Here is a 14,940-nt window from a genome sequence, read left to right on the forward strand (position 1 = left end):
TCCGCCATTGCCAGATTCTAAAGATGAAAATCCCTCTTTGAAAAAGGGGGATTCTGTTTAGGGAAGGATTTTATCGAAGATCAACCTTAACGCTGCTTTCGCTTACGGTATTCCACGGGCGTTTCATTGGTCCAGCGTTTAAATGCGCGATAGAACGTACTTGGCTCAGAAAAACCCGTTAAGTACACAATGCGCTCCACACTTTCATTGGTATTGGCTAATAATTTTTTAGCTAAACGACAGCGATAGTCTGACAAAATTTGCTGAAAACTGGTATTGGCTTCTGACAACTGAGTCCGTAAACGACGTGGGGTAATGTTGAGCTGTGCAGCGACCGTTTCGAGTGTGGTTTCACCACTTTCAAGCGTTGAACCAATAGCACGGCGAACTTCACCAACCAAATCATAACGCGCCAACTCCTGAAGTTTTTCAATCGCTAACTGCTCATGCAATTGTAATAACTCAGGTTCTGCCTGCCACAATTGATACTCTAAAATAGCCGGATCAAAATATAATCGGGTTTCTTTCTGCCCTAAACTCACAGGGCATTCATAGACACGGAAATACTCATCATCTGGCGCGCCCTGACTAAAGTTAAAGTCGATATAAATTGGCTGAAAACGCCCTTCAGTAATAAACTTAAAGAAACGCAAAACACCCGACATCGCGCATTCAGAAAAATGACGATTCACGATATTTTCTGCCCAAGGCTGATGACCATTGGTCAAATAGCAGCGGTCATCTTCAATCACCAATTGCGCATGAAAGGCATCGCTAATGAGGCGTTGATACGCCAAAGCCCGCTTTAAACCTTCACCGAAATTCTCAGATGAAATGAATAAGTGTTCAATCACCTGCCCTCGATATAAAGGCAAATGCTCACCCAGATGCAAACCAATATCAGGATCCTTACTGACTTCTTCTGCAGCCACCCAGAACGCAAATTGCGCATTCAATGGGGTACGGTCATTGGTTTCAACCTGATTTAATGCTACACCCGCTTTTGTTAAAATTTCTTCTGTTGGCAATCCGGCACGACGAATCGCTTGATACCCTAAACGCAACACAACAGATGCATCAGTTAGCTGACCCACTCCAGAACCTTCCTTGTATGTACTTCATTTATACTTAAAAAGATTGATTTTAGATTAACTGTGATTGACCAAACTGACAACTGTTACTACACATTTTTTGTTGAAAATATTTAACTGAATTGTTCGCTTATTTTACTGACAGTCGATCAGTTCAAAGCCTTTTACGGCTTGTATTCTGAAAAAAAATTGACTATAATTTGCGCCTTGCTAATTTATTCATTCAGGTAGGCTATGGCCAATAAAGAGGAACTCATCGAGTTCGAAGGCGTTGTCACCGAGACGCTTCCTAATACTATGTTCCGTGTACGTTTAGAAAACGGTCATGAAGTGATTGCTCACATCTCTGGCAAAATGCGTAAACACTATATCCGTATTTTGACTGGCGACAGTGTTAAAGTAGAAATGACACCTTATGATTTGACTAAGGGTCGTATCACTTACCGTGCGCGCTAAGTTTTAGCGAAGCGAAAAAGCCACTTTATCAGTGGCTTTTTTTGTATTTATTTCAATACAATGATAAAAATTGACTGCAAATTTGCTTTACAGTCTAAAAACATAAAAATTCGATTATAAAATTCAAAATATAAGGACATAAAATCATATGAAACATCTAGGATTAGTCGGTGCTATCTTTTGTGTTGCTTGCGCCACGACAGGCCAAAAGCAACTCAATCAATCCCTACAACACTATATTGAACAGCCAGCTGATCAAGTTCGTAAAGAGCTCAACTTGAGTCAATTGGGCTATAAAGTGATGGGAGCACCCGTACAAAGCAATGAAAAACTCAGCTATACCATTTTACGCTCGATGCCAATCCCGATTGGTACACCAAATATCGGCACCAGTATAGCCATGGGCGCCCCTATCCCAACGCCGTCTAAAGGTGGTGTCACTGTCGATATGGAATGTAAAATCGAGTTCAAATTACGCAATCAAATAGTTGAATCCATTGACTATGTTGGCAGAGCTTGTTGATCCTGCATGAGAATCCTAGAGGCTAATCTTGCTCAGCTGACCGTGTATCAAATGACTACAGTGTTATACAGACCGATCTGACTAAACTGAATTTATTTCGTGAGGAACTGACCCATGGAATTTACTTTAGAACATCAGGTTTACAAAGATCAGCGTTTTATTCGCCCAATATTGAGCATGGGATGCGTTCTAAGCATTGTATGGTTGGCTGGTTGTACCACGACATCAACGATATCCTCCGTTGAACGTGAACGCTATTTAGCCTCATTTATTGGTCAATCGAGCCAAACGATTCAAGCAGAACTTAATCTCAGCAAACTCGGCTATCAAAGAACCTCTCCCGTAGAGGTCAGTTCAGACTACCTTCGTTATCGTGTCGCACGCCCGATCAGTATTCCTTTACCGATGGCGGAAAATCCTGCGATGGGCATGGGCAGCGGCGCTGCTGTGCCGATTCCCAGTGGAAATACACGCTATGAGGTTGAGTTAAACTGCCTTATTCAATTTCGCATAAAGCATAATATTGCAACTGATGTCCGATTAACTGGTCGCACCTGTTAGCGCATCAATTCTAGGATTGATAATTTGTAGGCATAAAAAAACGCAGCATAAACGCTGCGTTTTTTGATTCGCCATTAGTTCAATGCAGAAACTACAGCTTGACCCATTTCAACAGTACCGACTTGAGTACTGCCTTCTGACATGATGTCACCTGTACGTAAGCCTTGATCTAAGACATTACCTACAGCATCTTCAATTGCTTTTGCCGCCGCTTCTTCACGGAAGGTATAACGTAGCATCATAGCAACAGACAGAATTGTTGCTAATGGGTTCGCAATGTTTTGACCTGCGATGTCTGGTGCTGAACCGTGGCAAGGTTCATACATACCTTTACCATTTTCATCTAAAGAAGCCGATGGCAGCATGCCGATAGAACCGGTTAACATCGCCGCTTCATCAGACAAGATATCGCCGAACAAGTTACCTGTCACGATTACATCAAACTGTTTTGGCGCACGGACCAATTGCATGGCAGCATTGTCAACGTACATATGAGACAAGTTAATTTCAGGATACTGCTCTTCTTTTAACGCAGTTACGGTTTGTTTCCAAAGCTCAGTCACTTCTAGCACGTTGGCTTTATCCACTGAACACACTTTACCACCACGTAAGTTCGCCATTTCAAAAGCAACTTTGGCAATACGCTTGATTTCAGATTCAGCATATACGTCAGTATTGAAACCTTGTTTTTCGCCGTTTTCGAGTTCACGAATACCACGTGGTTGACCGAAATAGATCCCGCCAGTTAACTCACGTACGATCAAGATATCCAGACCTGCTACGATTTCAGGTTTTAAGCTCGACGCATCTGCAAGCTGCGGATAAAGAATGGCTGGACGTAAATTAGCAAATAAATTTAATTCTGAACGAATTTTTAATAGGCCACGTTCTGGACGAATTGAACGCTCAATGGTATCCCACTTAGGACCACCCACTGCACCCAATAAAATCGCATCAGCAGTCTTCGCTTGTGCTGCTGTTACGTCTGGATATGGTGAACCGTGCGCATCGATCGCTGCACCACCTAAAAGACCTTGTTCCCAAGTCAAACCTAAGTTGAATTTCTCGTTTACACGTGTCAGCACTTGTTCAGCCGCTTTCACGATTTCAGGACCAATACCATCACCTGGTAAAATCAAAATATGTTTTGACATGAGTCTTTCCATTTATACGCTGGCTTGATTACCAGTCAGATTTAAAGTTTCTTTTCTACAAACTCACCAAGTCCTGTGAGGACATTGTAGGGTCGGCAGAAACGTCGAATTGTTTTTGCACCTTGCTTTAAGTCTACACAGAGCGGATCAGGCGCAGATTTATCCAGTAAACTGCCTCTGTTTTTTGAACGCTCACGGTACATTTTAAAGGTGTACTCGTGTTTGGACCTAAAGTTGTGAATGACATGCAAGCGCTCTGCTTTTTCCTGAGAAATTGGATAATAGCGAATCACGACTTCATGCTGACCTGAAGGTACAGACAAATACAAAGGATTAGGCTCAGACAATGAACGACCATTCAACCGTACAATGCCTGCTTTAATCGCAGCACGTTGTACATGTTGATTATTTGGATCAACCACCTGTATTTGATCAAAACGCTCAAATTCACAATGCGCTGTACCTGCACAGTAAATCAGAGCATTATTTTTTGTACTTTCAGTTTCTTTCACATTTTTAATGCGTGCCGTGTCAAAGCTTTGACAGGCAGAGAGCGTTGCGAACAGCGCTCCCGTTACAACCAGCTGACCGAAGAACTTTTTCATTTTTCGAACCCAACCTGTTCAATTCTGGCTAACGTATAAATTTTGTTTCGCCTGATATTAGCAAGACTTAAGCCGACTGACTACTAAGAAGTTCTACAGTGACACTGACTTAAGCTTTAATTTCTGCAAATACCCAAGGGCGAGATGCTTTGGTTTTTTCTTCATAAGCGCGAATATCATCGGCTGCTTGTAAGGTTAAACCGATATCATCCAAGCCATTCAATAGGCAGTGTTTACGGAATGGATCGACTTCAAATGTAAATGCTTCACCACTCGGTGTACGTACTTCTTGCGCAGCCAAATCAATGGTTAATTGATAGCCTTCAGATGCAGCACATTCTTTAAATAACTGATCTACGATCTCTTCAGACAAGATCACTGGCAACATGCCATTTTTAAAGCTGTTATTAAAGAAAATATCCGCATAGCTTGGTGCAATGACAGTACGGAAACCATATTCTTCTAATGCCCAAGGCGCATGCTCACGGCTCGAACCACAACCAAAGTTTGCACGAGAGATCAAAATCGACGCACCTTGATAACGCGGTTTGTTCAATTCGAAATCGGGGTTAATCGGACGTTTTGAAATGTCCTGACCTAAATAGCCTTCATCCAAATAGCGCAACTCATCAAATAAGTTGGCTCCGAAGCCTGTACGCTTAATAGATTTCAAAAACTGTTTTGGAATAATTAAATCTGTATCAACATTGGCACGGTCTAATGGTGCAACGATACCTTGTTCAACGGTATATTTTTTCATGCGATTTGCTCCTATTAGCCCTGATTAGAAGGTACGAACGTCAACGAAGTGACCTGCAATTGCCGCAGCTGCTGCCATTGCTGGACTCACCAAATGCGTACGACCACCATTACCTTGACGACCTTCGAAGTTACGGTTAGACGTTGATGCACAGTGCTCACCCGGTTGCAACTTGTCAGCATTCATTGCCAAACACATTGAGCAACCCGGCTCACGCCATTCAAAGCCTGCTTCAATTAAGATTTTATCTAAGCCTTCTGCTTCTGCTTGTGCTTTAACTAAACCTGAACCCGGAACCACCATGGCTTGTTTAATCGATGCCGCCACTTTTTTGCCTTTGGCCACTTCAGCCGCTGCACGAATATCTTCGATGCGTGAGTTGGTACATGAACCAATGAATACACGGTCTAATTGGATATCTGCCAAAGCTTGACCCGCTTCTAAGCCCATATAGTTGTATGCACGTGTCCAGTCATTACGCTGTACGTCATCTTTGGCTTGTTCTAAAGTTGGCACTGCTTGAGATACAGGAATCACCATCTCAGGAGAAGTCCCCCAAGACACTTGTGGCTCAATATCTTCACCTTGCAATACCACAACAGTATCAAAATGCGCACCTTCATCAGACACTAAAGTATTCCAATACTCTACTGCAGCGTCCCACTGTTCGCCCTTCGGTGCATACGGACGGTCTTTCACATAGGCAATGGTTTTGTCATCGACAGCCACCATACCCACGCGCGCGCCACCTTCGATCGCCATGTTACATACCGTCATACGACCTTCGATCGACATATCACGGAACACTTGACCACCAAATTCAATCGCGTGACCTGTACCACCCGCCGTACCGATTTTTCCGATAATCGCTAAAACCACGTCTTTAGGAGTTACGCCTTGACCCAATTGACCATCAACACGCACCAACATATTCTTCATTTTCTTTTGAACTAAGCATTGAGTCGCCAATACGTGTTCAACTTCCGATGTGCCGATACCATGAGCCAAGCAACCAAATGCACCATGCGTTGCAGTATGTGAGTCACCACATACCACGGTCATACCGGGCAAGGTTAAACCTTGTTCAGGCCCCACCACGTGCGCGATCCCTTGGCGTACATCGTTGATGTCAAACTGGGCAACATCAAAAGTTTTACAGTTGTCATCTAAAGTTTGCACTTGGATACGTGAGGTATCATCTTCAATACCCGCAATACCTTCAGCACGCTCCTTAGTAGACGTAGGTACGTTATGGTCTGGCGTTGCCACGTTAGCGCTTAAACGCCATGGTTTACGACCTGCAAGTTGTAGCCCTTCAAAGGCTTGTGGAGAAGTCACTTCATGCAATAAATGACGGTCGATATACAATAATGAAGAGCCATCATCTCGTTGTTTTACTAGATGGTCATCCCACAATTTGTCATACAAGGTTTTTTTTATTTGGGTTTCCGCTTTTTGGGTTTCGCCTGCCATGTCGATTTGCTCCACTGGACTGGGTAAATTCTTTCGTTAAATCGATTATAACCACGTATTCACATAAATCTAATTTATCATTTTTATTAGTTTAAAAACTTATAGGAATGATATTTAACTGCTGATTTCCGCTGCATTTTAATCACCATTGATGCGTTCAAAACACGCTCACTTCAATACTTTCAGCAGATGAAACTTTAGAATTTTCTCCGACTTTTTGATCACTTTCTGCCATTTTTAAGCAGTGATTTAGAAATTCAATGATCATAAATTGAATTTTCTCTTTTACATTGCAAATAAGAATCATTATTATTAACTCATTGCCAAGATTTATCAATTTAACAAGGAGCATTCTCATGGCACACATTAACAAGTTCGTCGAAAATAATCAGCGCATGTTCAAAAAAACCTTGAGCTATTACATTATGCATATCACGGTTGCGATGTTGGTTGGTTATTACGTGACAGGCAGTATTGCAATGGCCATTACCTTAAGTTTACTTGAACCAACTGTTCAAGCGGTTGCCTTTTTCTTCCACGAAAAAGCATGGGAAAAGAAAGATAAAGCTGTAGAGGAAAATATCCCCGCTTAATCCAATCCTGCTCCTTGTAAAAAAACCACCATCACGGTGGTTTTTTTAATGACCTTAAAACGTTCTTTTACTCTATCCACTTTAACTTTCTATTCATTTCATCCTATAGATTCAATTGTAGACAGATCATCAAAGCTTGGGTTTTTGTTGTAAGACCAGCTGATCATGCGCCTCGATCAATTGTTCTATCGCAAGAATCAGTTTGTTTTTTGCCGCATTACACTCGGCAGCTGCACGGTTTTCGTCGTCTTCGTCATCTGCGATTTCATATATTGCACAGCGCTTTTCGACTGTCCCTTCAAAAATATCCAATAAATTTTTAATGTGTTTAATATCCATCGCCTTCTCCCTGTGAGGTACGCCATCGCTAATCGATGCCGCCTTGACTGTACCTGTTGCTTTAATTATTCAATGAAAGTATGTCCCCCAAGCCATCAAAACTTGAGTTCATTTTTTGTTTTAGTTCAATGCCGAGTTAAAAAGAAACGCCATCGCTCCTCTTTAATTTAAACGGTTGACGTACTTTCCAGCCGTGTATTTTTTATATTATGCATAACTCTGGTTTCGGTTTAAAAAATAACTTTGTAACAGCGCATTTGAGCTGAAAATGTCACAGCCCAATCTTAAATCATGCAGTGACCAAGTACTCAAATAACACTATTGAACCCTGAAAATCCCCTCAGATTTAAAGCGTCATCTGGCTTGAACGCCTAGTTTTAAATCAAAAGATACAACTTTTCCTTTGATTTATTCTTAAAATATTATAACAATGAGACTACGCATAAAAATTCTTTATAGGAATGAAGATGAATCTCGCAGCCTTTGAAGCCTTTGTAAAAGTCATGGAAACTGGTTCGATCTCTTTGGCAGCAGATCAGCTCTTCATTACGCAACCTGCTGTGACCAAGCGTATTCACAGTTTAGAAGAATACTTCGGTGTCAAACTTTTTGAATCCGCGGGTCGTGGTGTTCAAGCGACGCATGCGGCAAACTCTCTCTTGCCAAAAGTAAAAAGCTGGCTGAATGAATTGGGTGATATTCACCATACGCTCAGCCATGAGCAAGGTCAGGTTCAAGGTAAACTGAAAATTGGTACCAGCCATCATATCGGCTTACACCATTTACCGGCGCATTTGCGTCAATATGTACAACAGTTTCCAGAAGTGACCTTAGATGTACACTTTGTTGATTCTGAACAAGCCCATGAGCAAGTTTTAGCTGGCGACTTAGAGTTGGCTTTTTTGACTTTACCGCCACAAGGTGACAGCCGTTTAAAATACATCACGACATGGAATGATCCATTGGTATTCGTGGTTGCGCCTTTCCATCCTTTGGCGCAAGTTGAACATTTAACCTTAGAAGATTTGATCCAATACCCAAGTCTTTTACCTGCGGCGCAAACCTATACCAGTCAAATTACTTTGGCTGAGTTTGAAAAGTATGGCCTGAAGCCAAAAGTCACCATGAGCAATAACTCACTTGAGTCGATTCGCATGTTGGTTTCAATTGGTCTCGGTTGGTCAGTCCTTCCTAAAACATTATTGAACCAAGATTTAAAACAATTGAATTTACCTTCAAACATGAATCGTCAATTGGGGATGGTATGGCATCCAGGCCGTACTCAATCACTTGCTGCACAAAAACTGGTTGAATTGATGAAACACATCTAATTCATTTTTTGCCTACAAAATTCAATTATTAATCAAGCCACCGCTATGGTGGCTTTTTTTAGTGATCTGTTTGAGCATTTAGAAAAAGCAAATGATTTTCTATATGTTGAATGATCGCTTAAATTTCTTTTGCATTAAAAATGGGATCACCTTTTTCAGCCGATCCCATTAAATACCAAGGCGGACCCGTCAGTTTTACTTCGTCAACGAATCTTCATGTAATGATTCATTCAATTGATCGACAATAATCGCCCATTCACCATCTGACTTAATTTTTTCGGCCAAGAACTGACGCTGAGCATCTGTCCAATAGTCTGCTTCGGTAATTTTAGTTTGGGCACTGAGTTGATGCGTCACGATAAATAAAGCAATCGCGTCTTCACTCGAATCTAAACCCAGTTGTTCAAATAGATGAGTCATGCGTGGACGTACACTCATTGTCATTCTCCGTGTTAAAACTTATTGTTTATGGATACAAAATTATTCTGTTTTAAGGATATAACACGGAACGAACACGCACTCAATTACAGAATACTATAGCGGTGAAAATTGAATAAAAGGCAAACTGAGCATAATCATCACGACCGATTGAATAAATACCAACAACAAAGGCAGCCCCCAGTTCACTCCGCCTTCTTCAGCAAACACCTGCTCACTATATTTCGGCTGCTGCATATAGGCTTTGGTCTTTTGCACCGCAAAATCGCTATAAAGCCGCTTTCCGATGCCAGCGAGTATGAGGTTAGGAATCAATGCTAGCCCCATCAAGACTTGATCAGGCACTCCGATGATGAGTGCCAACATACTAATCAAAAAACCAACCGCAAAGAATAAGAAGAAATAGCGATACATCTTCCGATAGAGTAACCAATAGGGCCCAAAAATTAACCCCGCCCAACTCAGGCCACTGTTCTGCCCACCTTGTTGTTCTATGAACTTTAAATAAGATTGAGCACGTGGCCCTATAAAGATTTGAATTAAATGTTTAAAAGAAGCTTCTGTCTGCATATAGAGCGATAGTTCAAATTAGTGAGCTGAAGTTTAATCAAAAGGACGTCAAATAAAAAAGCATCTAATGATGCTTTTTTATCATATCTATTTTTAGGCTTGAATTGACCAGTCTTGAATGTCCCAACCTTGTTCTTTTGCAAGGACTTCTAAACGGTCATCTGGGTTAATTGCAAAGGCATGATCGGCATATTCCAATAGGAAGCGGTCATTAATCGAATCTGAATAGGCCCAAGATTCTGTCACATCACGACCTTCTAACCATTGATTCAAACGGACTAATTTGCCCTTTTGGTAGCACGGAGTATTAATCACTTTACCCGTATATTTACCATCCACAACTTCGGCATTGGTCGCAATGATTTCAGTAATACCAAATTCACGAAAAATCGGTGCGGTAATAAAATCAGACGTTGCGGTGATCCCGACCAATTGATGCCCTGCATCTTGATGGCGCTGAATGGCAGCAAAGCCCTCTGGACGCATTTGCGCACGAATGACTTTTTTCATAAACAACTGATGTAACTCAGTTAAGTAGGCATTGTCATGTTGAGTTAAAAACTCAAATACAAATTCATTATAAGCAATCGGGTCAAGCTGGCCTTTTTTATAATCATCATAAAATTTATCATTCATGGCACGATGATGAATTGGATCAACCAAGCCTTCATTGACCAAAAACTCCCCCCAAGAATGGTCTGAGTCGGTATTTAATAAGGTGTGATCAAGGTCAAACAGTGCCAATTTCATGAAAATACTCGTAAAAGCTGAAATTTAAGAAAAAAATTGTAAATCTATCTCCGCTAGTCGATAGAAATTCGTTAAGATCATAACAATTTTAACATTTTTACACTTTGCTTTTTCGAGATGGACACAGAAATAAACGTCCCCGTGAGCAAAGTCATAAATTACACAATATTTAGGTAGCCAAATGATCGATTCAGAAGGTTTCCGACCCAACGTCGGGATCATTTTGGCAAACGACATTGGACAAGTTTTATGGGCAAAGCGCATTGGTCACAATGCCTGGCAATTTCCACAAGGAGGTATCCAACATGGAGAAACCCCCGAACAGGCACTTTACCGTGAGCTGAGAGAAGAAGTTGGCTTACTGCCCCAACACGTCCAGGTGATAGCACAAACCCAAGGGTGGTTGCGCTATCGTTTGCCACATCGGTATATACGTACGGATTCAGACCCCGTTTGTATTGGTCAAAAACAAAAGTGGTTTTTATTAAAACTGACGGCTTCGGCACAGCATATTCAGCTGGATTTGTCAGACCCACCAGAGTTTGATCAATGGCAATGGGTCAGCTATTGGTACCCTTTGGGTCAAGTGGTGAATTTTAAACGCGATGTATATCGTAAAGCCATGGTGGAGCTGTGCAATCAGCTTCCGCAAAAACCGTAAAAATTTGCAGAATGGATGCAGATTTTTAGGATGAGTGTTGTTATAAATAAAGCAGAATAAATTTTGGAGCAGACACGATGTCGAACATGCAACTGGATACCTTAAGACGCATAGTCCAAGAGATTAATGCGTCGGCCAGTTTGCATGAATCTTTAGACATTATGGTCAATCAAGTGGCCGAAGCCATGCATGTGGATGTCTGCTCAATCTACTTGCTTGATGAACGAAATCATCGTTATTTACTAATGGCTTCTAAGGGTTTAAACCCTGAAGCCGTTGGGCATGTCTCTTTGCATACCAGTGAGGGTTTGGTCGGCTTAGTTGGACAACGTGAAGAAATCGTCAACTTAGACAATGCACCCAAACACGAACGCTTTATGTATCTGCCAGAAACGGGGGAAGAAATTTACAATTCCTTCCTCGGTGTTCCGGTGATGTATCGCCGTAAAGTTATGGGCGTCTTGGTGGTTCAAAACAAAGAGCCTCAAGACTTTAGCGAAGCTGCCGAATCTTTCCTCGTGACCCTGTGCGCTCAACTTTCAGGGGTGATTGCCCATGCACATGCCGTCGGGAATATTGAAGTCTTTCGTAAACCAAACAACCTCCCTGCCTATAAAACTTTCCAAGGTATTTCAGGTTCAGGCGGTATTGCGCTAGGTCGTGCAGTCATCCTGTATCCACCTGCTGATTTGGCTTCAGTCCCCGATCGTGAAGCCGATGACATCAGTGAAGAACTCGAATTACTCGACAATGCCATAGACGCAGTTCGTCAAGAAATTTTGTCTCTCGATGAAAAGATGCAAGATGCCCTCATGGCCGAAGAGCGGGCATTATTTAGCGTGTTCTTGCGGATGCTCGATGCCAATGCCCTCCCCGCGGAAATCAAAAGTGAAATTCGTGACGGTAACTGGGCACAAGGTTCGGTACGCATTGTTATTGATAAACATATTGCGCTCTTTGCACAGATGGAAGATGACTATCTCCGCGAACGTGTTTCAGACTTAAAAGATCTAGGGCGTCGTATCTTGGCCTTTTTGCAAGAAGCAGATGCCAGTCACCGTGAAATCACCGATGAAAGCATTTTAATTGGTGAGGAAATTTCTACGGCTGCCTTGGTTGAACTCCCTGTCGATAAAATAGCGGCGATTGTAACCACTGAAGGTGCCATGAACTCACACATGGTGATTGTGGCACGTGCCCTCGGTATTCCAACCGTAGTCGGTGTGACTGAACTACCAATTAATACCCTCGATGATGTCGAAATGATTGTCGATGCACATCAAGGTCGTGTATTCATCAATCCACCTCGTCGTTTACGCACACGTTATAAAGAGATTCAAAAAGAAGAAGAGCAAATTGCTAAAGATCTGAAGCAATACGAAACCAAAGATGCCATCACCCCTGACGGTGTTGCAGTTCGATTGTTTGTAAATACTGGCTTGATGATCGATGTGGTTCGCGGTGTACAACGTGGCGCCAAAGGTGTCGGTCTATACCGTTCTGAAATTCCGTTTATGCTGCGTGATCGCTTCCCTGGTGAAGAAGAACAGCGCGCTATTTATCGTCAACAGCTCAGTCATTTTGCCAATAAACCAGTGGTGATGCGTACCCTCGATATTGGTGCAGATAAAGACCTGCCTTATTTCTCGATTGAAGAAGAAAACTCAGCACTGGGTTGGCGTGGAATTCGCTTTACCCTCGATCATCCTGAGATTTTTTCAGCCCAAATTCGTGCCATGCTCAAAGCCAGTATTGGCCTGAACAACTTGCATATATTGCTGCCGATGGTGACCAGTGTCAGCGAAGTCGAAGAAGCGTTGTATTTGCTCGATCGTGACTGGCAAGCGGTGCAAGAAGAAGAACAGGTGAAAATTACCAAACCCAAAATCGGCATCATGGTCGAAGTGCCGAGTGTGCTGTTACAGATCGATGAGTTTGCTGAATTGGTTGACTTCTTCTCGGTCGGATCTAACGATTTAACCCAATACTTACTTGCGGTTGACCGTAATAACCCACGGGTTGCCAATGTCTATTCACACTCACACCCAGCCGTACTTCGTGCGCTGACTCGCTTGGTGCAAGAATGTCATAAATACGACAAGCCGATTAGTATTTGTGGAGAAATGGCCGGTGATCCACTCACAGCTATTTTACTGATGGCGATGGGCTTTAATACCCTATCGATGAGTTCGAGTAATATCCTCAAAGTCCGTAAAGCCATCTGCCATGTGCCGATGCCAGATGCAAAAGAGCTCTTGGATCGTGCTTTGAGCATGAATAATCCACTGATGGTGAAAAGCATGATGGAGTACTACTTCAAGACTCATGGTCTTGGTGATATGGTGAAATCGGCAACCCGAATCGTGAGTGCTTAAGAACACTCATGTAAAATAATAAAATGAGGTGATGATGGATTTTTTATTTTTTCTGGCTTTTGTCGCAATTGCCTTTTATATGACAAAGATCCATCCGCAACTCAAACAAAAAATGTTAGAGCTGCAACACGATACACCGATTGAAAAAGTATCCTCAACTCGACCTAGACCGCCCCAAGCACAACAAGTCAATATACGCCCAACCAAGCCAACAAAATCCAAAGCTCCGGTCAGCCGCTCTCGTATTCCCCCCTTACTCGGTATAGAAATTACTGCGTCACAGCAGCGCCGCTTAGGTAAAAATGATCCATCGGTGCTGGCTGCACAGCGCGCCAAACAGCTAAATCAGACGCAGCACAGCGACGCAACATGGTTTGAGCAATTGACTAGTCAGGTGGAACACGTACTTCAGCAACCTAATAACGCCGTAAAACATCAAAGCACAGCGTCTAGACCACAACAAAAATCCACATTCAACAAAATGTTTGAAGACTTATTTTCAAAATAAGCGGTGTTTTAATGTTCAATATTTCAACTCAAAACCAATGCTTTAAATCCTGCATGGAACCACCTAAATGAACGTTGGTATCTTATTATTCAACGAAGTTGAAGTCTTAGATGCCGCGGGGATTTCTTCGGGGATCCATGCATCGCTTTATATTGTGGCCAAATTGCATGGCTTAGAGATTGCGAAGCAAACAGCAAAACGTATGGAATATGATGTGGAATTTGTTTAAGCAGATGTTGAAGCCGAATCATTTAGTAGACTAAAAACTGAGAACATACACTGAAATAAAAAGGGAGATAATCATTCGAATATCCCCCTTTTTTGTGCTTTGCATAGCCGCGTTTTGCATTTTTCTTTCGATCTACAAAAGTTTGGCTTTTGTTAAAATCGTTCATGTGTTTTGCCACAAAGTTGCGAACTTCAACTTCAGGCAGGACTTTTTTCTTTGCCATTTGCATTCACCTTTTTGCCTATACAGCACCCTCGTACTGTAGTGCATATATTGGTCTATTTTTAGATTTTTTCAAGCACTTTCCTATGGCTTTTTGATACAGCGTAGTTAGTCCCATGTCCATAAAAAATTGTTTTCCCACATTATTCCCATCTCCAAAACCCTCTCCCATTAAGCATAGGTATCTACACATTTTTTATAAATTGAATGCGATCTGAGCAATCGCATTCAGCTCATCAGACGAATACTCTGACAACAACTGAAGAGTGTTCAATAGTATTGAAAGCCCTGCCAGTATGGC

Annotated in this window: 19 protein-coding genes; 9 read left to right on the plus strand and 10 right to left on the minus strand. The window is 42.1% G+C overall.

What is annotated here, in order from left to right; translation table 11 throughout:
* Positions 1 to 86: 86 nt before the first annotated feature.
* A complete protein-coding gene (locus FTU05_RS07730; protein ID WP_078189717.1) occupies positions 87 to 1,094 on the minus strand; it encodes an AraC family transcriptional regulator in 1,008 nt (335 codons plus the stop codon).
* Positions 1,095 to 1,325: 231 nt separating this feature from the next.
* Between FTU05_RS07730 and infA the strand changes: the two genes are divergently transcribed.
* From infA to FTU05_RS07745, 3 genes are all read left to right on the plus strand, one after another.
* A complete protein-coding gene (gene infA / locus FTU05_RS07735; RefSeq protein ID WP_001284370.1) occupies positions 1,326 to 1,547 on the plus strand; it encodes a translation initiation factor IF-1 in 222 nt (73 codons plus the stop codon).
* A 148-nt stretch (positions 1,548 to 1,695) separates the two neighbouring features.
* Positions 1,696 to 2,070, plus strand: coding sequence for a hypothetical protein (locus FTU05_RS07740; protein WP_180164844.1), 375 nt, complete (start codon positions 1,696 to 1,698; stop codon positions 2,068 to 2,070).
* Positions 2,071 to 2,184: 114 nt separating this feature from the next.
* Positions 2,185 to 2,631, plus strand: a complete 447-nt coding sequence (locus FTU05_RS07745; RefSeq protein WP_306670321.1) for a hypothetical protein — start codon at positions 2,185 to 2,187, stop codon at positions 2,629 to 2,631.
* Positions 2,632 to 2,705: 74 nt separating this feature from the next.
* Here the strand turns inward: FTU05_RS07745 and leuB are convergent, their stop codons facing one another.
* The 4 genes from leuB to leuC form a co-directional block, all read right to left on the minus strand.
* On the minus strand, positions 2,706 to 3,785 hold the full coding sequence (leuB, locus tag FTU05_RS07750) for a 3-isopropylmalate dehydrogenase (RefSeq protein WP_078189719.1): 1,080 nt from the start codon (positions 3,783 to 3,785) through the stop codon (positions 2,706 to 2,708).
* Positions 3,786 to 3,826: 41 nt separating this feature from the next.
* A complete protein-coding gene (locus tag FTU05_RS07755) occupies positions 3,827 to 4,390 on the minus strand; it encodes a hypothetical protein (RefSeq protein ID WP_078189720.1) in 564 nt (187 codons plus the stop codon).
* Positions 4,391 to 4,499: 109 nt separating this feature from the next.
* The gene (leuD, locus tag FTU05_RS07760; RefSeq protein WP_078189721.1) at positions 4,500 to 5,150 is read right to left on the minus strand and encodes a 3-isopropylmalate dehydratase small subunit; all 651 of its coding nucleotides are present in this window, start codon (positions 5,148 to 5,150) and stop codon (positions 4,500 to 4,502) included.
* Between the two features lie 24 nt (positions 5,151 to 5,174).
* On the minus strand, positions 5,175 to 6,623 hold the full coding sequence (leuC, locus tag FTU05_RS07765) for a 3-isopropylmalate dehydratase large subunit (RefSeq protein WP_180010169.1): 1,449 nt from the start codon (positions 6,621 to 6,623) through the stop codon (positions 5,175 to 5,177).
* Positions 6,624 to 6,979: 356 nt separating this feature from the next.
* Between leuC and FTU05_RS07770 the strand changes: the two genes are divergently transcribed.
* Complete coding sequence (locus FTU05_RS07770; protein WP_078192757.1) at positions 6,980 to 7,216, plus strand: DUF2061 domain-containing protein; 237 nt, start codon at positions 6,980 to 6,982, stop codon at positions 7,214 to 7,216.
* A gap of 129 nt (positions 7,217 to 7,345) precedes the next feature.
* Here the strand turns inward: FTU05_RS07770 and FTU05_RS07775 are convergent, their stop codons facing one another.
* Positions 7,346 to 7,555 (minus strand): hypothetical protein, encoded by a 210-nt coding sequence (locus FTU05_RS07775; protein WP_180005297.1) that lies wholly within the window; start codon positions 7,553 to 7,555, stop codon positions 7,346 to 7,348.
* A gap of 467 nt (positions 7,556 to 8,022) precedes the next feature.
* On the opposite strand from FTU05_RS07775, the gene FTU05_RS07780 reads away from it, so the two are divergent.
* Positions 8,023 to 8,886 (plus strand): LysR family transcriptional regulator, encoded by an 864-nt coding sequence (locus FTU05_RS07780; RefSeq protein WP_078189725.1) that lies wholly within the window; start codon positions 8,023 to 8,025, stop codon positions 8,884 to 8,886.
* 195 nt (positions 8,887 to 9,081) lie between these two features.
* Here the strand turns inward: FTU05_RS07780 and FTU05_RS07785 are convergent, their stop codons facing one another.
* From FTU05_RS07785 to FTU05_RS07795, 3 genes are all read right to left on the minus strand, one after another.
* Positions 9,082 to 9,324: a DUF2789 family protein gene (locus FTU05_RS07785; protein ID WP_078189726.1), complete on the minus strand. Its 243-nt coding sequence runs from the start codon at positions 9,322 to 9,324 to the stop codon at positions 9,082 to 9,084.
* A 96-nt stretch (positions 9,325 to 9,420) separates the two neighbouring features.
* Entirely contained in the window at positions 9,421 to 9,894 is a 474-nt protein-coding gene (locus FTU05_RS07790) for a DUF2628 domain-containing protein (protein ID WP_168377917.1), read from the minus strand.
* Positions 9,895 to 9,987: 93 nt separating this feature from the next.
* Positions 9,988 to 10,644: an HAD family phosphatase gene (locus FTU05_RS07795; RefSeq protein WP_078189728.1), complete on the minus strand. Its 657-nt coding sequence runs from the start codon at positions 10,642 to 10,644 to the stop codon at positions 9,988 to 9,990.
* Between the two features lie 181 nt (positions 10,645 to 10,825).
* Here FTU05_RS07795 and FTU05_RS07800 point away from each other — a divergent pair, with 181 nt between their 5' ends.
* The 4 genes from FTU05_RS07800 (at position 10,826) to FTU05_RS07815 (ending at position 14,417) form a co-directional block, all read left to right on the plus strand.
* Complete coding sequence (locus FTU05_RS07800; RefSeq protein ID WP_180010168.1) at positions 10,826 to 11,305, plus strand: RNA pyrophosphohydrolase; 480 nt, start codon at positions 10,826 to 10,828, stop codon at positions 11,303 to 11,305.
* A 77-nt stretch (positions 11,306 to 11,382) separates the two neighbouring features.
* Complete coding sequence (gene ptsP, locus FTU05_RS07805) at positions 11,383 to 13,680, plus strand: phosphoenolpyruvate--protein phosphotransferase (protein WP_180005299.1); 2,298 nt, start codon at positions 11,383 to 11,385, stop codon at positions 13,678 to 13,680.
* Positions 13,681 to 13,759: 79 nt separating this feature from the next.
* The gene (locus FTU05_RS07810) at positions 13,760 to 14,188 is read left to right on the plus strand and encodes a hypothetical protein (RefSeq protein ID WP_180082394.1); all 429 of its coding nucleotides are present in this window, start codon (positions 13,760 to 13,762) and stop codon (positions 14,186 to 14,188) included.
* A gap of 67 nt (positions 14,189 to 14,255) precedes the next feature.
* Positions 14,256 to 14,417, plus strand: coding sequence for a hypothetical protein (locus tag FTU05_RS07815; RefSeq protein ID WP_180010167.1), 162 nt, complete (start codon positions 14,256 to 14,258; stop codon positions 14,415 to 14,417).
* 22 nt (positions 14,418 to 14,439) lie between these two features.
* On the opposite strand, the gene FTU05_RS07820 is transcribed toward FTU05_RS07815, so the two are convergent.
* On the minus strand, positions 14,440 to 14,640 hold the full coding sequence (locus FTU05_RS07820; RefSeq protein ID WP_180164847.1) for a hypothetical protein: 201 nt from the start codon (positions 14,638 to 14,640) through the stop codon (positions 14,440 to 14,442).
* Positions 14,641 to 14,940 lie beyond the last annotated feature (300 nt).

Source organism: Acinetobacter sp. YH12049, from assembly GCF_013419875.1.
GTDB lineage: Bacteria > Pseudomonadota > Gammaproteobacteria > Pseudomonadales > Moraxellaceae > Acinetobacter > Acinetobacter amyesii.